Annotated in this window: 17 protein-coding genes (1 of these 17 cut by a window edge); 6 read left to right on the top strand and 11 right to left on the bottom strand. The window is 66.6% G+C overall.

The window, feature by feature from the left end; all coding sequences use genetic code 11:
* A protein-coding gene (locus AC1RP5_RS07810; RefSeq protein WP_493110062.1) for a peptidoglycan DD-metalloendopeptidase family protein crosses the window boundary here: on the top strand, positions 1 to 875 show its 3' portion. 667 nt of this gene lie to the left of the window's left edge; the window shows 875 of its 1,542 coding nt (coding positions 668–1,542); its start codon lies beyond the left edge, outside the window; it ends in the stop codon at positions 873 to 875.
* A 3-nt stretch (positions 876 to 878) separates the two neighbouring features.
* On the opposite strand, the gene clpB is transcribed toward AC1RP5_RS07810, so the two are convergent.
* Positions 879 to 3,485, bottom strand: coding sequence for an ATP-dependent chaperone ClpB (gene clpB / locus AC1RP5_RS07805; RefSeq protein WP_493110061.1), 2,607 nt, complete (start codon positions 3,483 to 3,485; stop codon positions 879 to 881).
* A 181-nt stretch (positions 3,486 to 3,666) separates the two neighbouring features.
* Between clpB and AC1RP5_RS07800 the strand changes: the two genes are divergently transcribed.
* The gene (locus AC1RP5_RS07800) at positions 3,667 to 4,227 is read left to right on the top strand and encodes a DUF4337 domain-containing protein (RefSeq protein ID WP_493110060.1); all 561 of its coding nucleotides are present in this window, start codon (positions 3,667 to 3,669) and stop codon (positions 4,225 to 4,227) included.
* Between the two features lie 66 nt (positions 4,228 to 4,293).
* Here the strand turns inward: AC1RP5_RS07800 and AC1RP5_RS07795 are convergent, their stop codons facing one another.
* The 8 genes from AC1RP5_RS07795 to AC1RP5_RS07760 all read right to left on the bottom strand — a co-directional run bounded on the left by AC1RP5_RS07795 (position 4,294) and on the right by AC1RP5_RS07760 (position 14,524).
* Complete coding sequence (locus tag AC1RP5_RS07795) at positions 4,294 to 5,094, bottom strand: DUF4167 domain-containing protein (RefSeq protein ID WP_493110059.1); 801 nt, start codon at positions 5,092 to 5,094, stop codon at positions 4,294 to 4,296.
* Between the two features lie 178 nt (positions 5,095 to 5,272).
* On the bottom strand, positions 5,273 to 6,142 hold the full coding sequence (gene prmC / locus AC1RP5_RS07790) for a peptide chain release factor N(5)-glutamine methyltransferase (RefSeq protein ID WP_493110058.1): 870 nt from the start codon (positions 6,140 to 6,142) through the stop codon (positions 5,273 to 5,275).
* On the bottom strand, positions 6,143 to 7,207 hold the full coding sequence (gene prfA / locus AC1RP5_RS07785; protein ID WP_493110057.1) for a peptide chain release factor 1: 1,065 nt from the start codon (positions 7,205 to 7,207) through the stop codon (positions 6,143 to 6,145).
* A gap of 1 nt (position 7,208) precedes the next feature.
* The gene (gene hisS / locus AC1RP5_RS07780; protein WP_493113309.1) at positions 7,209 to 8,441 is read right to left on the bottom strand and encodes a histidine--tRNA ligase; all 1,233 of its coding nucleotides are present in this window, start codon (positions 8,439 to 8,441) and stop codon (positions 7,209 to 7,211) included.
* 55 nt (positions 8,442 to 8,496) lie between these two features.
* Positions 8,497 to 9,648, bottom strand: a complete 1,152-nt coding sequence (gene ispG / locus AC1RP5_RS07775) for a flavodoxin-dependent (E)-4-hydroxy-3-methylbut-2-enyl-diphosphate synthase (RefSeq protein WP_493110056.1) — start codon at positions 9,646 to 9,648, stop codon at positions 8,497 to 8,499.
* A gap of 66 nt (positions 9,649 to 9,714) precedes the next feature.
* Positions 9,715 to 10,695, bottom strand: coding sequence for a helix-turn-helix domain-containing protein (locus AC1RP5_RS07770; RefSeq protein ID WP_493110055.1), 981 nt, complete (start codon positions 10,693 to 10,695; stop codon positions 9,715 to 9,717).
* 80 nt (positions 10,696 to 10,775) lie between these two features.
* A complete protein-coding gene (gene ptsP, locus AC1RP5_RS07765; RefSeq protein ID WP_493110054.1) occupies positions 10,776 to 13,007 on the bottom strand; it encodes a phosphoenolpyruvate--protein phosphotransferase in 2,232 nt (743 codons plus the stop codon).
* A gap of 269 nt (positions 13,008 to 13,276) precedes the next feature.
* Entirely contained in the window at positions 13,277 to 14,524 is a 1,248-nt protein-coding gene (locus AC1RP5_RS07760) for an aspartate kinase (protein ID WP_493110053.1), read from the bottom strand.
* A 76-nt stretch (positions 14,525 to 14,600) separates the two neighbouring features.
* Between AC1RP5_RS07760 and ubiG the strand changes: the two genes are divergently transcribed.
* Entirely contained in the window at positions 14,601 to 15,365 is a 765-nt protein-coding gene (gene ubiG, locus AC1RP5_RS07755; protein WP_493110052.1) for a bifunctional 2-polyprenyl-6-hydroxyphenol methylase/3-demethylubiquinol 3-O-methyltransferase UbiG, read from the top strand.
* 15 nt (positions 15,366 to 15,380) lie between these two features.
* Here ubiG and AC1RP5_RS07750 read toward each other — a convergent pair whose 3' ends face one another.
* Positions 15,381 to 15,869, bottom strand: a complete 489-nt coding sequence (locus AC1RP5_RS07750; RefSeq protein ID WP_493110051.1) for a DUF1178 family protein — start codon at positions 15,867 to 15,869, stop codon at positions 15,381 to 15,383.
* An 89-nt stretch (positions 15,870 to 15,958) separates the two neighbouring features.
* Here AC1RP5_RS07750 and AC1RP5_RS07745 point away from each other — a divergent pair, with 89 nt between their 5' ends.
* Positions 15,959 to 16,840 carry a DMT family transporter gene (locus AC1RP5_RS07745; RefSeq protein WP_493110050.1) on the top strand — a complete coding sequence of 294 codons (882 nt, stop codon included), beginning with the start codon at positions 15,959 to 15,961 and terminating at the stop codon, positions 16,838 to 16,840.
* Entirely contained in the window at positions 16,837 to 17,334 is a 498-nt protein-coding gene (locus tag AC1RP5_RS07740) for a class I SAM-dependent methyltransferase (RefSeq protein ID WP_493110048.1), read from the top strand. Before AC1RP5_RS07745 ends, AC1RP5_RS07740 begins: the two co-directional genes overlap by 4 nt.
* A 6-nt stretch (positions 17,335 to 17,340) precedes the next feature.
* Here the strand turns inward: AC1RP5_RS07740 and AC1RP5_RS07735 are convergent, their stop codons facing one another.
* Entirely contained in the window at positions 17,341 to 19,044 is a 1,704-nt protein-coding gene (locus AC1RP5_RS07735; protein ID WP_493110047.1) for an N-acyl-D-amino-acid deacylase family protein, read from the bottom strand.
* Positions 19,045 to 19,143: 99 nt separating this feature from the next.
* On the opposite strand from AC1RP5_RS07735, the gene AC1RP5_RS07730 reads away from it, so the two are divergent.
* Positions 19,144 to 19,692 carry a putative glycolipid-binding domain-containing protein gene (locus AC1RP5_RS07730; RefSeq protein ID WP_493110046.1) on the top strand — a complete coding sequence of 183 codons (549 nt, stop codon included), beginning with the start codon at positions 19,144 to 19,146 and terminating at the stop codon, positions 19,690 to 19,692.

The raw sequence follows: 19,692 nt of genomic DNA, 5'->3' as shown, positions 1-19,692 counted from the left end.
GCGACGGCTCGCTGCAGCAGAGCGGCATCAAGGCGGGCGCACCATCGGCGGCGATGATCGAATTCGTCCGCGCGCTTTCCTACGACGTCGACTTCCAGCGCGAGCTGAAGCAGGGCCAGAAGTTCACCATCCTGCTCGAGCAACTGGTGACGAGCGACGGCAAGGTCACGCATCCGGGTCGCCTGCTTGCCGGCGAGCTGCGACTCCTCAAGCGAACCGTCACCGTGATCCGCTACCGCCCGCAAGGTGGTGCCGATGGATTCTTTAACCCGCAAGGCGAGAGCGTTTTACGCTCGTTTCTTCGCACGCCGATGGACGCTTCGCGCATCACCTCGCGCTTCGGCATGCGCGAACATCCGATCCTGGGCTTCAGTGCGTTGCACGCGGGCGTGGATTTTGCGGCCCCGTCGGGCACGCCGATCCTCGCCGCCGGCACCGGCAAGGTCGTGTCCGCAGGGCCGAATGGCGGTTACGGACTCTACGTGAAGTTGCAGCACACCCAGGACGTCGCAACGGCCTACGCCCACATGTCGCGCATCGGTCCCGGCATCAAGCCAGGCGTCTCGGTGCGTCAGGGACAGGTGATCGGCTTCGTCGGATCGACCGGCATGTCGACCGGCGCGCACCTGCATTACGAGTTCCTGAAGGGCGGCAAGCACGTCAACCCGCTCACCCAGAAGTTCGCGATGCGCGGCACCGTGGGCGGCAAGGACGCGGCGCGTTTCCAGGCGCTGGCCAAGCAATACCTCGCGCAATTCAGGAACGCGCCGGTCGCCGGCGAGGCCGAAAAGCCCGCGGAAACCAAGCCCGCCCCAAAGAAAACGGCGCAGGCTCCGAAGGAACCCGCGCCGTCTCAGATCGCCAGGGGCGACTAGCCCTTAGTCGGCCGCGTCGCTCAGGACGCGCTCGCCACCGACCGTCAGTTCTCCGTTCTCGACGCCCACCTCGACAGTATCGCCGTCGCGGATCTTGCCCTCGAGAAGCTGCGTCGCCAGCGGATTCTGCAGGCTGCGCTGGATCACCCGCTTGAGTGGCCGCGCCCCGTAGACCGGGTCGTAGCCGCGATTGGCCAGCCACTGCAGCGCCTTGCCGTCGACCTTCAGCGTGATCTTGCGATCGGCCAGCAGCTTCAACAGCTTCTGCATCTGCACTTCGACGATGTCCGTCATGTGCGCGCGGCTCAACCGGTTGAACAGCAGGATCTCGTCGAGACGGTTCAGGAACTCAGGCCTGAACGCCCGCCGCACATCCTCCATCACCTGCTCGCGCACCGACTCGGTGGGCTCGCCGTCCTTCAGGGCCGCCAGATGCGAGCTGCCCAGATTGGACGTCAGGATGATGAGCGTGTTCTTGAAGTCGACCGTGCGGCCCTGACCGTCGGTCAAACGACCGTCGTCCAACACCTGCAGTAGCACGTTGAACACGTCGGGGTGCGCCTTCTCGACCTCGTCGAACAGGATCACCTGGTACGGCCGGCGCCGCACCGCCTCGGTGAGGACACCGCCCTCATCGTAGCCGACATAGCCCGGAGGCGCGCCGATCAGGCGGCTGACGGCGTGCTTCTCCATGAACTCGCTCATGTCGATGCGCACCATCGCCGTGTCGTCGTCGAACAGGAACGCCGCGATCGCCTTGGTGAGCTCGGTCTTGCCGACGCCTGTGGGGCCGAGGAACAGGAACGAACCGATCGGACGGTTCGGATCCTGCAGGCCCGCACGCGCGCGACGCACCGCATTCGCCACCGCGACGACGGCCTCGTCCTGGCCGATCACGCGCTTGTGGATCTCCTCCTCCATGCGGAGAAGCTTCGAGCGCTCGCCCTCGAGCATCTTGTCGACGGGCACGCCGGTCCAGCGCGACACGACGGCCGCGATGTCCTCGGGCATGACCTCTTCCTTGACGCCCTTGCCGCCCGCGACCTCGTGGGTCTCGGCTTCCTTGAGCTTCTTCTCGAGGTCGGGGATCACGCCGTAGGCCAGCTCACCCGCCTTCGCGAGTTCGCCGCGCCGCTGCGCCGCTTCCAGCTCGGAGCGCGCCTTGTCGAGCTGCTCCTTCACCTTCTGCGAGTCGGCGAGCTTGTCCTTGGCCGAAGTCCACTGCGCGGTCAGCGCGGCCGACTTCTGCTCGAGCTCCGACAGCTCCTTCTCGAGGCGCTCGAGACGGTCGCGCGACGCGGAATCGCTTTCCTTCTTGAGCGCTTCCTTCTCGATCTTGAGCTGCATGATGCGCCGGTCGAGTTCGTCCAGCGCCTCGGGCTTGCTGTCGACCTGCATGCGGATGCGGCTCGCGGCCTCGTCCATCAAGTCGATCGCCTTGTCCGGCAGGAACCGGTCGGCGATGTAGCGGTTGGAGAGCGTCGCGGCGGCCACGATCGAGGAGTCCGCGATCCGCACGCCATGGTGCAGCTCGTACTTCTCCTTGAGGCCGCGCAGGATCGAGATCGTGTCCTCGACCGTCGGCTCGGCCACGAAGACAGGCTGGAAGCGCCGCGCCAGCGCGGCATCCTTCTCGATATGCTTGCGATACTCGTCGAGCGTCGTGGCGCCCACGCAATGCAGCTCGCCACGCGCCAGCGCGGGCTTCAGCATGTTGGAGGCGTCCATCGCACCGTCGGCCTTGCCGGCACCGATCAGCGTGTGCAGCTCGTCGATGAAGACGATGATCTCGCCCTCGGCCGACGAAATCTCCGACAGCACGCCCTTGAGGCGCTCCTCGAACTCGCCGCGGAACTTGGCGCCCGCGACCATCGAGCCGAGGTCGAGCGACATCAGCTTCTTGTTCTTGAGCGATTCCGGCACGTCGTCGTTGACGATGCGCAGCGCGAGGCCCTCGGCGATGGCGGTCTTGCCAACGCCGGGTTCGCCGATCAGCACGGGATTGTTCTTGGTGCGGCGGCTCAGCACCTGGATGGTGCGGCGAATTTCCTCGTCGCGGCCGATCACCGGGTCGAGCTTGCCGTCCCGCGCGGCCTGGGTGAGGTCACGGGCGTACTTCTTCAGCGCGTCGTAACTGTCCTCGGCCGACGCCGAATCGGCGGTACGGCCCTTGCGCAGCTCCTGCACGGCCTTTTCGAGGGCCTGGGGCTTCACCCCGCCCTTGGCCAGCGCATCGGCCGCCTCGGTGCCCTTGGCGAGCACCAAGGCGATCAGCATGCGCTCCACCGTGACGAACGAATCGCCCGCCTTCTCGGCGATCGACTCGGCCTGGTCGAACAGGCGCGCGGTCTCCGGCGCCAGGTAGATCTGGCCCGAGCCCTGGCCCTCGACCTTGGGCTGTTTGGCGAGGTTGGCTTCGACGGCGCGGTAGACCGCGCGCGAATCTCCACCCGCCGAGCCAATCAGATTGGCCGCGAGGCCTTCCGGATCGTCGAGCAGGACCTTCAGTACGTGGTCTGGAATAAGTCGCTGGTGGCCTTCACGGAGCGCCATCATCTGCGCGCTCTGCAGGAAGCCCCGCATGCGTTCGGTGTATTTTTCCTGATTCATTACTCAACCCTTTCCTTTACGCCCCCGTCGAGCGGCGGGCGGAAGAGCGGACCCTCCGAAGAAGCATCCTGAGGGCGATATGGGAGCAAATTGGCGGGGTGCAAGACCTTCAGGCCATGTGCACCTTCCGCCTGTCATGGTCGTAAGCTAAGAACGCGGCAACCAAGACAGGAGGCATAAAATGTCGGGCGGCCACGGCCACGTCGAAGGATCGAACAAGAAAATCGCCCTGCTGGTCGCCATCCTGGCCGCCCTGCTGGCGGTCTCGGAAATGGGCGGCAAGAGTTCGCAGACGACCTCGCTTTCCAGCCACATCGACGCGTCGAACCTGTGGTCCTTCTTCCAGGGCAAGACCATCCGGCAGACGACGCTGCGCACCGCCGCCGAAGAAGTCGAAGCCACTTTCAAGGACAGTCCGGGCACCATGCCGCCGGCCCTCAAGGCGCAGGCCGAGCAATGGCGGAAGACGGCACAGCGCTACGACACCGAGCCGGAGACCAACGAGGGCCGCAAGGAGCTGGCGGCCCGGGCCAAGGTCAAGGAAGAGCTGCGCGACCGCTCCCTGGCCGCCTATCACATGTTCGAATACGGCTCGGCGGCTTTCCAGCTCGCCATCGTGCTGGCGGGCGCCGCTGCGCTTACCTCGGTAATCTGGCTGACCTTCCTGTCGGTCGGCCTGGGTGCGGTGGGATTGGGCTTCACGGTCCTGGCCTTCGTCGCCCCGACGCTGGTTCACCTCTAGGCAAAGAAAACGCCCGCAGGCGGCTGCCGGCGGGCGTCTTTTCTGGATGGATCGGCGACTGGTCGGTCAGCGCCGGCCGCTGCTGGCGGGCACGAATTCCGGCACTTCCGGCTGCTCGTCGACCGCCGGATCGTTGCTGCCCGACGAGGTGCGGCCCTTCTGGAGGAAGGCCACGCCGTTCAGGCCGGGCTCGTCCTCGGCGTCGGACGGACGACGGTCGGACGAGCGGCGATCGGACTGCCGGTTGTCGGATTGGCGGTTATCGCCGCCCTGACGGCTGTCAGACTGGCGATTGTCGGATTGGCGATTGTCCTGGCGACCGTCGGTCTGACGGTTGTCGCCCTGACGATTGTCGGATTGGCGGTAATCGGACTGGCGATGCTCGCCCTGGCCATCGTCGGCGCGGCCCTGCTCGGACTGTCCGCCGCGCTCGTTGGTCGGCGCGTGGTCGCCGCCGTTCTGCTGCCCCTCGCCGCCGGGCTGGCCCTGCTGGCCGGGCTGCTGGCCCTGCTGTCCGGGCTGGCCTTCCTCGCCATTCTCGCCCCAACCGAGGTTGTTGCGTTGGACGAAGCCACCTTGGGCCTGGATCATCCGGTAATAGTGATCGGCGTACTGCCAGTAGGACTCGGCCAGGATGCGATCGCCGGAAGACGCCGCCTCGCGGGCCAGCGACTGGTACTTGTCGAAGACCTGGTGCGCGTTGCCACGAACCCTGACGTCGGGGCCGCTGCTATCGAAAATCTGGTTTCGATTGGGCGGGCGGTTCGGATTGTGATGCTGGGGCTTGTGGTGGTTGTTTCCACCGCCGCCACCGCCGCCGCCACCATTGCGACCGCCGCGCGACCGCTGACGATTGTTGGGTCTCATTAAACCTGGGCCAGTTACACGCCGGACGGATGTTGTTGTTAGAGCCCCTCTGCCCTTCCCGGGCGCCGTCACGGCTGAATTTCAGGGGGTTTGGTGTCCGCCGCCACAGACCGGTCGGACCAAGGACCCCCCAAGGGGTGAAAGGAACCTAGTCTCATTCCCTGTGGTTGCCAACCTCTTAATGCTGGGCTGGCACCACCCGATCGACCCCGCCCAGGTCCCTGCGGGCGACTTGGGGCGTGAAGCCGGCAGCGGCAAAAAGTGCGGCGATATCAGGCGCTTGTCCCTCGCCGCCTTCGACGACCGCCCAGCCACCGCGCACCACCAGGCGGGGGGCTTCGGCGGCGATGACGCGATACGCCGCAAGCCCGTCGGCGCCGCCGTCGAGCGCCAGCCGCGGCTCGTGCCGGGCCACTTCGGGCATCAGCCCCTCGACCGTGGCGCTCTCGATATAGGGCGGGTTCGATACCAGCAGGTCGAACGGCCCGCCGAGCCTTTCAGCCCAGCCCGCCTGCCGCCAGTCGCCGGCTTCCAGCCGCGCCCGCGACGCGACGCCGAGCGATTCGGCATTGGCCTGCGCGACGGCCAGCGCTTCGTCCGACGCGTCGATCCCGACACCTGTCGCCTGCGGATATTCTCGCAGCAGCGTCAGCAGGAGACAGCCCGATCCGAGCCCGAGATCGAGGAAGCGCAGCTTGCCGCCGCGATCGGGCAACAGGTCGAGCACGGTCTCGATCACCGTCTCGCTGTCGGGGCGCGGCACGAGAACCGCCGGCGAGACTTTGAACGACAGGCCCCAGAATTCGCGCTCGCCCAGGATGTAGGCCATCGGCTCGCGCCGCAGGCGCCGCGCCGTGAGTTCGCGCAACGCCACTGCGACGGCGGGCGGCGCCGTGTCCCGCCCGCGCGCGACCAGTTGCTCAATCGTGAGGCCCGAGGCGTGGCTCAGCAGCAGGCGGGCTTCGAAGCGGACATTGTCGATGCCGGCGGCCGTCAGAGCGACGGCCGTGTCGCGCAGCAGCGCGTCGTAGGTGGCGCCCTCCGCCAATTAGGCCGCGAGCTCCGCCAGCCGCGTGGCTTCATCCTCGGAGGTCAGGGCATCGACGATGGCGTCCAGGCCGCGCCCGTCGAGAATCTCGGCGAGGTTGTAGAGGGTGAGGTTGATCCGGTGGTCGGTCACCCGGCTCTGCGGGAAGTTGTAGGTGCGGATGCGTTCGCTGCGATCGCCGCTGCCGACCTGGCCCTTGCGATCGGCGGCGCGCAGATCGTCGAGACGCTGGCGCTCGGCGTCGTAGAGGCGCGCGCGCAGGATCTTCATCGCCTTGGCGCGGTTCTTGTGCTGGCTCTTCTCGTCCTGCTGGCTGACGACGACGCCGGTCGGGATGTGGGTGATGCGCACCGCCGAGTCGGTCGTGTTGACCGACTGGCCGCCCGGGCCGGAGGCGCGGAACACGTCGATGCGCAGGTCCTTCTCGTCGATCTTGATGTCGACCTCCTCGGCTTCCGGCAGCACCGCCACCGTCGCCGCCGAGGTATGGATGCGGCCCTGGGTCTCGGTGGCCGGCACGCGCTGCACGCGATGCACGCCCGATTCGAATTTCAGGCGCGCGAACACGCTGCGGCCCGTCACCGTGGCAATCGCCTCGCGATAGCCGCCGATGCCGGTGTCGGACAGTTCCATGATCTCGAACTTCCAGCCCTTTTCCGCGGCGTAACGCTGGTACATGCGGAACAGGTCGGCCGCGAACAGGGCCGCCTCGTCGCCGCCGGTGCCGGCGCGGATTTCGAGGATGGCGTTCTTCTCGTCGGCCGCGTCCTTGGGCAGCAGCATCCGCTTCACGGTGCGCTCGAGTTCGGGCAGGCGCTTGCGGATGTCGGCCGCCTCTTCCTCGGCCATCGCCTTCATATCGGGATCGGAGGCCATCGCCTCGGTATCCTTCAGCTCGCGCTCGGCCTTGTGCCACTCGTTCACCGCCTCGACGAGCGGGCCGAGCTCGGCATACTCCTTCGAGGCCGCGACGAACTTCTGCGAGTCGAGCGTGCCGGCGGACAGCGCCGCCTGCAGCTCGGCATGCCGCGTCACGATCTGGTTCAGTTTCAACAGCAGCGACATCTCAGACCTTCAGAGCTTCAGCGAGACCGTCGAGCGGTACTTCGCGCTGGGTGCCGCTGTCGAGGTCCTTGAGCTGGGCCACGCCCTTGGCCAGCTCGTCGTCGCCGATGATCAGCGCGGCGCGGGCGTTCAGCTTGTTGGCCCGCTGCATGCGCCGTTTCATGTTGCCGCGATAGTCCTGCTCGACCGCGATGCCCTGCTTGCGCAAGGTCCGCGCGATGCCGAGCGCCTTGGCCTCGGCCGCCGCACCGAGCGGCGCGATGACGACGGGTCGCGGCAGGGGCTTGGGCTCGTCGGCCAGCATCATCAGCCGCTCGATGCCACCGGCCCAGCCGATGCCAGCCGTCGGCGGGCCACCCAGTTCGGCGATCAGCCCGTCATAGCGGCCGCCGCCCAGCACGGTGCCCTGGGCGCCGAGATGGGTGGTCACGAACTCGAAGGCGGTGTGGGTGTAGTAGTCGAGGCCGCGCACCAGCGCTGGATCGACCTCGAAGGCGATGCCGGCCGCCGTAAGTCCGTCCTGCACCGACTTGAAGAAGTCGCGGCTGGCCTCGTTCAGGTGATCCGAGAAGCTCGGCGCGTTGGCGTTCAGCGCCTTGTCGCCCTCGTCCTTGCTGTCGAGGATGCGCAGCGGATTGCGCGACAGGCGATTGCGCGAATCCTCCGAGAGCTTGTCGACATGGCCGGAATAGTAGTCGGTCAGCACCTTGCGATAGCCGGTGCGGCTCTCGGGATCGCCGAGCGAATTGATCTTGAGCACGCAGCGATCGAGGATCGTGAGGCGATCGAGGATGTCGGCCGCGACCGAGATCACCTCGATGTCGGCGCCCGGCTCGGGCGCGCCCAGGACCTCTAGATCGATCTGGTGGAACTGGCGCTGACGGCCCTTCTGCGGTCGCTCGTAGCGGAACATCGGTCCCGCCGCGAAGACCTTCAGCGGAAGCTGCTGCGTGAGCTCGCCGTTCGACACGAAGGCGCGGCAGATGCCGGCGGTGTATTCCGGCCGCAGGGTCAGCGATTCGTTGCCGCGATCGGCGAAGGTGTACATCTCCTTCGACACCACGTCGGTGGTTTCACCAATGCCGCGCGCAAAGAGCTCGGTGAACTCGAAGATCGGCGTCGCCATCTCGCGATAGCCGTAGAGGCGCGCCACGTCGCGTGCCGTGTCGACGACATGCGCGAAGCGCCGGTAATCGTCGGGGAGAAGGTCGTGCGTGCCACGCACGGGTTGCATCTTGCTCACGGGAAATCGCCTTGAAAAAACGTCGGGAAAGGAAGGCCTCGGGTCGCTACTCGGCGGCAGCGCGATGTCGCTCGGCTTCTTTCGCCTTGCTCTCTTCGGCCTTTGCAGCCTCGATCTCGGCCGCCTTCTTCTCGATCAGCCCGACCAGATGATCGACGACGTTGGCGTCCTTCAACCGGTGATGCGGGACGCCCGCGATGTAGACCTGATGGGTGTTGGAGCCGCCGCCGGTGAAGCCGATGTCGGTCTCGCGTGCCTCGCCCGGCCCGTTCACGACGCAGCCGATCACCGACACCGTCATCGGCGTGGTGATGTGGGCGACGCGCTTCTCCAGCGCCTCGACCGTGCGGATAACGTCGTATTGCTGACGCGCGCAGGACGGGCAGGAGATGATGTTGACGCCGCGATGGCGCAGGTTCAGCGCCTTCAGCATCTCGAAGCCGACGCGGACCTCTTCCTCGGGCTCGGCCGAGAGCGAGACGCGGATCGTGTCGCCGATGCCGGCCCACAGGAGCGAGCCCATGCCGATCGACGACTTCACCGTGCCGGTGCGTGTGCCGCCCGCCTCGGTGACGCCGACATGCAGGGGGTAGTCGCAGGCGTCGGCGAGCTGCTGGTAGGCCGCGACCGCCAGGAAGACGTCGGACGCCTTCACGCTGATCTTGAATTCGTGGAAGTCGTGGTCCTGCAGGATGCGCGCATGGTCGAGCGCGCTCTCGACCATCGCCTCCGGGCAGGGCTCGCCATACTTCTCGAGCAGGTCCTTTTCCAGCGAGCCGGCGTTGACGCCGATGCGCATGGACAGGCCATGGTCCTTGGCCGCCTTCACCACCTCGCGCACCCGCTCGGCGCTGCCGATATTGCCGGGGTTGATGCGCAGGCAGGCAGCACCCGCCTCGGCCGCCTCGATGGCGCGCTTATAATGGAAGTGGATGTCGGCCACGATCGGGACCTTCGAGGCCCGCACGATCTTGGACAGGGCCGCCGTCGAATCCTCGTCGGGGCAGGACACGCGAATGATGTCCACACCCGCCTCTTCGCAGCGGCGGATCTGGGCGATGGTCGCGTCGGCGTCCGCGGTCAGCGTGTTGGTCATGGTCTGGACGGTGATCGGCGCGTCGCCGCCCACCGGCACGGACCCAACCATCACGCGCCGCGACTTGCGGCGCTGGATGTCGCGGTACGGTCTGATGCTCATGGGGACAATGTAGCGGCGGGGCCCCGCCTCCGCCAGCCGTCGGGCTATTACAAAGCCGCGACGGTGCTATCGCGCCTCGGTGATGCGGTAGGCGATACCGGCCGGAACCACGTAGCTTTCGCCGGCCCGGACATAGGTCTGCGTCAGCACGTCGCCGTTCGGCGCCCGAAGCTCGACCCAGCTGTTGATCTTCACGCTGATCGGCGTGTTGACCTTGACCGGCAGCGACGCGGGCGTCGGCTCGGGCGGCTTGGCGGTGGCTTCCTCGACCGGCTTGGCCTGGTCGATCCGCGGCGGATCGATCGGGGCCGGCGGCTGGGCGGCCTGCGCCTGGCCGATCGACGGAACATTCATCACGACCGGCGGCGGCGCGGGAACGACAGCGACGACCGGCGGCGGCGCCAGCGGCGCGGCCGGAGCGCCACCATCGAGGCGCTGCGCGGGCCAGACCTGGGCCGGCAGGGAGCCGGTGATCGTGCGGGTTTCCTGGCCGGGCGCGGGCGGAAGCTGGGGAATGAACGGATTGACCGGCTTGGGCGCGCTCGGCGCGCTTGTCGTGCTCGGCGGATTCGGGCGCTCCGAGAGCAGACGATCCGGCACCGGCGGCACCTTCTCGGCCACGACCGCCTGCTCGCGCGGCATGTAGTGCCACACGCCATAGCCGGCGCCGACGACGAGAAGGACCGTGAGGACCGCGAGGCCGATCGGCGCGCGCCTTTCCATGATCGGGAAATCGGCGGGCAGCGCGACCGGACGCTTGATGGGAACCGCGCCCGACAGGTGATAGGCGGTCATGACCTTTTCGGGGTCGAGACCGACATGGGCGGCGTAGGCGCGAAGGAAGGCAGGGATATAGGCGGCGCCGGGAAGCTTGTCGTAGCGACCTTCCTCGATCGCCTCGAGATGAGCGCGACGGATGCGGATGCTCTTCTCGACTTGAGTCAGGTCCAGACCGCGCGCCTCGCGTTGATCGCGTAGGAGTCGACCGACCGCTTGGCCTGGTCCGGCCTCGCGTTCAATCGCCCGCCAGTCAACCTGATCCGGCATTCGTATTCCCTGCTTGTCCCCTCGCGGCGAGTTTTAGCAGAGGCCCCATGGCAGGGCAAAAGCGATTCGACTTTGAGTCGCTAAATTTCGATCGCGTGATCGGCGGCGAAGAGACGCAACGTCTCACGCAAGGGACGATCGGGTTGAGTAAGCGCAGAGCTCATGAAACCAACCGCTTCATTGAGATCGAGCGAACGAACCATCGCCTTTACAGGGCCTATCGCACCTGGAGACATCGACAGAGAGCGTACGCCTATTGCGAGCAACGCCAATGCCTCGACCGGACGGCCTGCCATCTCACCGCATACCGCAATGTCCACGCCAGCAGGGCGCACTTTGTTCACTACAAAATGTAGCAGCCGAAGCAGGGCTGGGGACAAACTGTCGTAGCGACCGGCCAAGCGGCTGTTGCCGCGGTCGGCGGCATAGAGGAACTGAAGCAGGTCATTCGTGCCGATCGAGATGAAGTCGATGTGCGGCAAAAGGCTGTCGAGCTGCCATGCGAGCGCGGGCACTTCGAACATAACGCCAACACGCAGACGCTCAGGCACCGCCTGACCACGCCGCTTCGCACGCTCGATCTCGAGATCGAGCAAATGCCTAGCGCGTAGCAATTCGGTGACCTCGGCGATCATCGGGAACATGACCGACAAGGGACGGCCATTCGCCGCAAGGATCATCGCGCGCAACTGGCGACGCAGCATCGCGGGCCGATCGAGCCCGATGCGGATGGCACGCCAACCCATCGCAGGATTTTCATCTCCGAACGCGCCGATATAGGGAAGGACCTTGTCACCTCCCACATCGAGCGTGCGAAATGTTACGGGTCGTCCATCGGCGAGATCGAGCACGCGGCCATAGAGCCAAGCCTGTGCATCGACGTCGGGAAACTCCGAACGCACCATGAACGGAATCTCGGTTCGATACAGGCCGACACCATCGGCGCCGGTATCGTCGAGATGCTGCATGTCGATCAGAAGACCGGCATTCATGTTGAGCGAGATGCGCGCCTGATCGCGCGTCGCCGGCGGCAGGTCGCGCAGCGCCGCGTACTTGCGGCGACGCTCGGCGCGCGCATCGATCGCGACATAGACCGTCTGGAGGATGTCCTCGGCCGGGCGCACCAGGACCTGTGCGTTGTCGCCGTCGACGACGATGGGATCGCCCGCCTCGACCCGCGCCAGCACGTTGGGCGCACGGCCGACCACCGGGATGTCCAGCGCACGCGCCACGATCGCGACGTGGCTCAGCGCCGAGCCCTCTTCCAGCACGACGCCGCGCAGGCGGTTGCGGTCGTAGTCGAGCAGTTCGGCCGGGCCCATGTCGCGCGCGATCACGATCATGTCGTCGGGCAGCGCGGCGGGATCGGTGGCGACGCGGCCGGTGAGACGCAGCAGCAGCCGATTGCTGAGATCCTGCAGGTCGCTCAGCCGCTCACGAATATAGGGATCGGTCGACTGGCCAAGGCGGCGGCGCACATCGTCGAACGAGCGCTGCACGCCCGCCTCGGCGGTGAGGCCGGAATCGATCGCCTCGCGCACGCGCTCGGCCCAGCCGCGATCGTCGACGAACATGCGGAAGGTCTCGAGGATCTCGCGCTGCTCGCCCGACTGCATGTCGTGCGCCTCGAGCATGCGATCGACATCCTCGCGGACGCCATGCAGCGCCTCCTGGAAGCGGACCTGCTCCTGCTCCGGATTCTCGGCGACGACGCGCTGGATGACGATGCGGGGTTCGTGCAGCACGGCGCGGCCGATCGCGACGCCCGGCGTGAGCTGCACGCCATCGACGCGCAGCGGCAGCAAACCGATGCCGTCGACCTGCTGGACCTCGTTGGGGCTGACGACGTGGCTCGCGGAGACGAGTTCCGCCAGCACCATCGCGATGGTCTGCAGCGTCTCGACTTCTTCCTCGTCGTACTGGCGGCGCGTGCGGTTCTGCACGACCAGCACGCCGAGCACGCGCCCTGCGCGCACGATCGGCACGCCGGCCAGCGAATGATAGATCTCTTCGCCGGTCTCGGGGCGGTAGGCGAACTGCGGATGATGCTGGGCATCGTCGAGCGCCAACGGCCGGCCGTGGGCGGCGATGTCACCGACCAGACCCTCGCCCACCCGCAGTCGCGTCGCATGGACGGCCGACGGGTTGAGGCCCTGGGTAGCGAACAGTTCGAGCACCTCGCCGGCCCGCAACAGGTAGATCGAACAGACTTCGGCCACCATCTCGTTGGCGACCAGGCGCACGACCTCGCTCAGCGTCACTTCGACGGACTCGGCACGCGCCATCGTGTCCCGGAGCCGCTTGAGGAGCATTCGCGGTCCGGCCAGGGGAGTTGATCTCTCCATGGTCAGACCGCTGGATGCTTGAGTCGGATGACTACGAAGCTGCGGTCGATGACGCAGGCGCAAACTCGCCAAGCCGCGGCCGCCGATTGGGTCGGGCGGTTGTTCCAGCAAGGCATATGGGCGAGTGCGGCGTCCATGCGCCGCTTATAGCAAGACCCGCGCCGGACTGCCTACCGGCTAATTCGCAGAGTCCGGCTGCAATTTGGGCCTGAATCAAGCCCCTACGGCCCGTCCGGTCAGGCCGCGTCCAGTTCATAGGCCGTGTGAAGGGCCCGCACCGCGAGTTCGGTGTACTCGGCGGCCACCAGCACGCTGATCTTGATCTCCGAGGTGGAGATGACCTGGATGTTAATGCCCTTGGCCGCCAGGGTTTCGAACATCTTGAGCGCGACGCCCGCGTGGCTGCGCATGCCGACACCGATCACCGAGACCTTGGAGACGTTGAGGTCGGACTTCACCTCGGCGAACTTCAGTTCGGCCTTGGCCTTCTCGAGCTTCTCGGCGGCGCGGGCGAGGTCGGCCTTGGGCACCGTGAAGGTGATGTCGGTGGCGCTGCCGTCGACCGACACGTTCTGCACGATCATGTCGACGTTGATGTTGGCCTCGGCCAGCGGACCGAAGATTCCGGCGGCGACGCCGGGACGGTCCGGCACCTGCACCACGGTGATCTTCGCCTCGTCCCGGGCGAAGGCAATGCCGCTCACGACGGACTTCTCGAGGCCCTGGGCCATGATCTCTTCCTCGTCCACAACCAGAGTTCCGGGCAAATCGCTGCCGAGCGCTTCGTCGAACGACGACAGCACCTGCACGCGCACATGATGGTTCATCGCCAGCTCGACGGAGCGCGTCTGCAGCACCTTCGAGCCCAGCGAGGCCATTTCGAGCATTTCCTCGTAGGTCACGCGATCGATCTTCTGCGCCTTCTCGACGATGCGCGGATCGGTCGTGTAGACGCCGTCGACGTCGGTATAGATGTCGCAGCGATCGGCCTTGAGCGCCGCCGCCAGCGCCACCGCCGACGTGTCCGAGCCGCCGCGGCCCAAGGTCGTGATGCGGCCTTCGGGCGAAACGCCCTGGAAGCCCGGCACGATCGGGACTTCGCCCGCCGCCATCGTCTTGGCGAACTCCACCGTGTCGATCTCGATGATGCGCGCCTTGGCGTGGGCATCGTCGGTCTTGATCGGCAGCTGCCACGACGCCCAGGAACGCGACTTCACGCCCTCCTGCTGCAGCGCCATTGCCAGCAGGCCGATCGTGACCTGCTCGCCCGTCGCCACGACGACATCGTATTCGCGCGGATCGTGCAGCGGGGAAATCTCGTTCACCCACTTCACGAGCTGGTTGGTGGCACCCGACATGGCCGAGACCACGACCGCGACCTCGTTACCGCGCAGGGTTTCGGCTTTGACCTTGCGCGCGACGTTCTTGATCCGATCCGTATCGCCGACCGATGTGCCGCCAAATTTCAGAACGATGCGCGCCATGTATCCACTCGAAGGGCAGCCTCTGCCCGGAAAGCGGGCTATAGACACCGGCGGCGCCATATGGGTCAAGGGAGCCATGGTCGAAACCGCGCATACCCCCACTGCCGGAACGGTCGATCCTGCCGAGGTCGAACGCTTCTCCCGCATCGCCGACGAATGGTGGGACCCCACCGGCAAGTTTGCCCCGCTGCACCGGCTGAACCCGGTCCGGATCGGCTATGTCCGCGACCGGGTCGCTGCCCACTGGCAGCGCGATCCGCTGGGCGACCTGCCGCTGCGGGGCCTGTCCTTGCTCGACATCGGCTGCGGCGGCGGCCTGCTCAGCGAGCCGATGACCCGGCTGGGCGCCACGGTCACCGGCGTCGACGCCTCCGAGCGCAACATCGCCACCGCCTCGGTCCACGCCGAGCGCCAGGGTCTCGCCATCGACTACCGCCAGGGCACGGCCGAGGCGCTGGCCGAAAGCGGCGCGCAGTTCGACGTCGTGCTGGCGCTGGAGATCGTCGAGCACGTGGCCGATGTCGATCTGTTCCTGCAGTCCTGCGGCCGCATGGTGAAGCCCGGCGGGCTGCTGTTCCTGTCGACCTTGAACCGCACCGCAAAAGCCTGGGCCCTGGCCATCGCCGGCGCGGAATACGTGCTGGGCTGGCTGCCACGCGGCACACACGACTGGAAGAAGTTCCTGAAGCCGTCCGAGGTCGCACGCGGCCTGCGCGCGGGGGGCATCGAACCGCAGGAAATCGTCGGCGTGGTCTACGCCCCACTCAGCCGCAAATGGTCGCTGAACAAGAGCGACCTCGACGTGAACTACATGCTGTACGGGACGGCCGGGCTGAAATAGCGGCCCGGCGGCGAATCAGTTGCCGCGCGGGATCCAGGGAAGGCGGCCGAACTCGATGCCCTCTTCGGCCAGCGCCTCGGCTTCCTCGTCGCTGGTCTCGCCGTAGATGCCGCGCTTGTCGCTCTCGCCGTAGTGAATCTTGCGGGCCTCGTCGGCGAACTTGTCGCCGACATGCTCGCAGTTCTTCTCGACCTCGGCGCGGACCTTCAGCAGGGCCTCGCGCAATTCCTTCGGCATGTGCTTGGCGAGTGCCGCCATCTGCTGCTGTTGCTCGGCCGACGGCGCGGCGGCGGTCTCGGCCGGCGCCTCGACGGCAGCCTGCGGCGCGACATCCTTGCCCTTCTTGCCGATGCGCGGCGCCATCAGGGCGCGCTCGACCTTCGCCGTGCCGCAGACGGCGCAGCCGATCAGCGACTTCTTCTCCTGGCGCTCATAGGTCTTGCTGTCCTTGAACCAGCTGTCGAACTCGTGGCCTTTGGCGCAGCGCAAGCGATACAAAATCATGACAATCCGAAAAATGGTGGCTTGTCGGGCCGGACGCAAGAGCCGAATGTCGCGCGCGCCCACGTGAAAACCGCCTCTCGCACCAGCCAATGACCCAGCAACCCTCCAACCTGAAAGCCGCCTTCTGGATGGCGGGCTGGCTGACGGCGATGCTCGTCATGGCGATCGCGGGCCGCGAGACCACCCGTGAGCTCGACGTCTTCCAGATCATGGAGATGCGCTCGGTCATCGGCATCGCCATGCTCTATCCACTGATCTACCGGGCCGGCGGCTTCGGAAAGCTGAAGACCAAACGACCCTGGCAGCAGGTCGGGCGCAACGTCGCCCACTACGGCGCGCAGTTCGCCTGGTTCAAGGCGCTGACCCTGATCCCGCTGGCGCAGGTCATCTCGATCGAATTCACGATGCCGATCTGGACCGCGATCCTGGCGGTCGCCTTCCTCGGCGAACGCATGGGGCTCTGGAAGAACCTCGCCGTCGCGCTCGGCATTGTCGGCGTCGTCATCATCGTGCGACCCGGCACCAACGAGATCGTGCCCGGCCAGATCATCGCGCTGGCTGCCGCGGTCGGCTTCGCGATCTCGGTGACCATGGTGAAGTCGCTGACCCGCACCGACAGCGTGGTCACCATCCTGTTCTGGATGCTGCTGATCCAGTCGATCATCGGCCTGGTGCCAAGCCTCGAAGTCTGGCGCTGGCCCTCGGCCTATGTCTGGGCGTGGATCATCGCCATCGCCTTCTGCGGCACCTTCTCCCACTATTGCCTGACGCGAGCGATGCTCTATGCCGACGCCACCGTCGTCGTGCCGATGGACTTCCTGCGCGTACCGCTTACCGCTCTCGCCGGCTGGCTGCTCTACGGCGAACGTCTGGACACGCTGACCATTCTCGGCGCCGCCCTGATCCTCTCGGGCAACCTTTTGAACCTGAAGGGCGCCTCAAAACCGAAGGCAGGAGTGCGCAAGGCATGACGCCCTCACCCTGGATCGCCACCTGGGCTGGTCTCGTCGCGCCGGAAGTCGCCGTGCTCGACGTCGCGGCCGGCAAGGGCCGACACGCGCAGTTCTTCGCGACGAGGGGCCATCCTGTGACCGCGATCGATCGCGACGTGAGCGCATTGGAGGCATCGGACAAGGTCGAGGTGATCCAGGCCGATCTCGAGGACGGCTCGCCCTGGCCGCTGGCCGGCCGCCGCTTCGGCGCGATCGTCGTCACCAACTACCTTCACCGGCCACTGTTTGCCGCGCTGTTCGACGCGCTGCAGCCCGGCGGCATCCTGCTCTACGAGACGTTCATGCAAGGCAACGAACGCTTCGGCAAACCCGACCGGCCGGACTTCCTGCTGAAGGACGGTGAGTTGCTGGAGCTGGTGCGCGGACGCTTCTCGGTGACCGCCTACGAGGCGCGCATGATCAGCCAGCCGAAGATGGCGATGGTGCAGCGGATCGCAGCGCGCCTTCTCTAATTGTGTTCAGGCGCCCCGCGCGCCGCGCACCAGGCGTCCCGGCAAGGCGCCGGTCGCTTCACCCTGTCGATAGACGACGGCGCCCGACACGATGGTCGCATCGAAGCCTTCCGTCCGCTGGATCAGGCGCTTGCCGCCCGCCGGCAGGTCGTAGACGACCTCGGGCCGCCGCAGCCGCATATTGTCGTAGTCGATGATGTTGATGTCGGCCTTGAGACCGGCCTTCAGCAGCCCACGATCGCGCAGGCCGATCTCGTCGGCATTGTCGGCGGTCAGCCGCTTGATCGCCCACGACACGGGAAACAGCGAGCCGCGCGAACGATCGCGCGTCCAATGCGTCAGCGTGTAGCTGGTGGCCGTGGCATCGCACATCACGCCCACATGCGCGCCGCCGTCGCCGAGGCCCAGCAGCGTGTTGGGCGCCGAGATCATCTCGCGCACCACGTCGAGATTGCCGGCAACGAAGTTGGTGACCGGAAGATAGATGATCTGCTTGCCGTCACGCTCGAGCATCAAGTCATACACGACCTCGGCGGGTGGACGGCCCTGTCGCGCCGCGATGGCGGCGATGCTCTGGTCGGCGGTCGGCTCGTAGTCCGGCGGATCGTTCAGCGGGAACATGCGATCCCAGCGATCGACCAGCCGCCTCTGCTGATCGCCTTCGAAGGATTCCGCGAGCACGCGCGCGCGAAACTCGGGGCTGCGCCACTGTGCAAGACGCTCGGCGAACGGCAGGCGGGCGATACGGTCGGCGCTCGGCCTGCCGGTGAACGGTGTTTGCGACAGTTCGAGGCCCAGCAGCACGCAGGTCGGACGCGAGCGGACCTGGGCGGTGATGCGCAGTCCTTCACGGTTGGCTGCGTCGATCTCGGCCATCGTGCTGCGCCAGCCCTCCGGCCGGACGTTGGATTGCGTCAGCGTGATCGTGACCGGACGGCCGGACTCCTTCGCCAGGCGGCGGAACAGGGCGATCTCGCCGGCCTGGAAATCGGACACGATCTGCAGCCAGCCGGCGTCGGCCTGGCGCATCGCCCGCGCGATCGTCGTGAGTTCGGCTTCCTCGGCGCGCAGGGTCGGGATGTGCTTGCCGTCGGCCGACTTGTGATTGAGCGTGCGCGAGGTCGAGAAGCCCAGCGCACCGGCACGCAGCCCCTCGACGGTGAGCTCCGCCATACGCTGGCGATCCTGCTCGGTGGCGGGCTCGCGATCGGCGCCGCGCTGGCCCATCACATAGACGCGCAGCGCCGCGTGCGGCACCTGGGTCGCGACGTCGGCATCGTAGGAACGCGCCCCGATCGCATCCATGAAGTCGGGGAAGCTATGCCAGTTCCACGGCAGACCTTCCGACAGCACGACCTCGGGAATGTCCTCGACGCCTTCCATCAGGTTGATGAGCATCGCGTGCTGGTCTTCGTGGCAGGGCGCAAAGCCGACACCGCAATTGCCGAGCACGACGGTCGTGGCGCCGTTCCACGACGACGGCGACAGCCGCTCGCTCCACGTCACCTGCGCATCGTAATGGGTATGAACGTCGACGAAGCCCGGCGTCACCAGCTTGCCGCGCGCGTCAATCTCTTCCGCGCCTTTGGCAATGCCGCTGCCGATCGCCGCGATCTTGCCGTCGACGATGGAAAGATCGGCCTCATAGGGATCGCCGCCCGATCCGTCGACGATGGTGCCGTTGCGAATCACCAGGCTGGGAGAGGTCATCGGATACTCCGTGGCGGTGTCGCCGGGAGTACCGCGATTCGACACCCCGGTCGAGGCAACTTGCCCCAATTTGCACACGATCTGAGGCAAGAGTTTCGCATGCAGAACGACCAGATTTTTCGCCGGTGGCGGCGTGTCGATGAACCGGGGCTCGAACTGATGGCCCTGTCGCGCAGCGCGTCAGGGCTCAGCGTCCGCTCGACCCTGATCCATGCCGGCGAGGAGAGCTACGGGCTCCGCTATCGCTGGGACCTCGACACGAACTGGCGCACGCGGACGCTGCGCATCGAGCGGACCGACGCGATGGAAAAATCGCTCCTGATCGAACGGACTGGCGACACCGAGTGGCGGGTCGACGGGAAGGCCCGTCCCGACCTCGTCGGTTGTCACGAGGTCGACGTCTCCGCGACGCCGTTCTGCAATGGACTTGCGATCCGGCGCATGGGCGAGGCCGACGGCGAATGGTTGGCGCTGTTCGTCGAAGCTTCAGTACTGACCTGCCAGCCGTCACGCCAACGCTACGAATATCTGGGGCCGCGCACCTGGCGCTATGTCGACAAAGGCGTGTCCGACGGTTTTACGGCGCGGCTCGATCTCGACGAGGAAGGCCTCGTCGCGAAATACGAGCACCTGTTCGAGGCGTTCTGA

Source organism: Reyranella sp. GW821-FHT12G01 (genome assembly GCF_058806575.1).
Note: the sequence above shows the minus strand (reverse complement) of the source record. Positions and strands in the feature narration are given on the sequence as shown.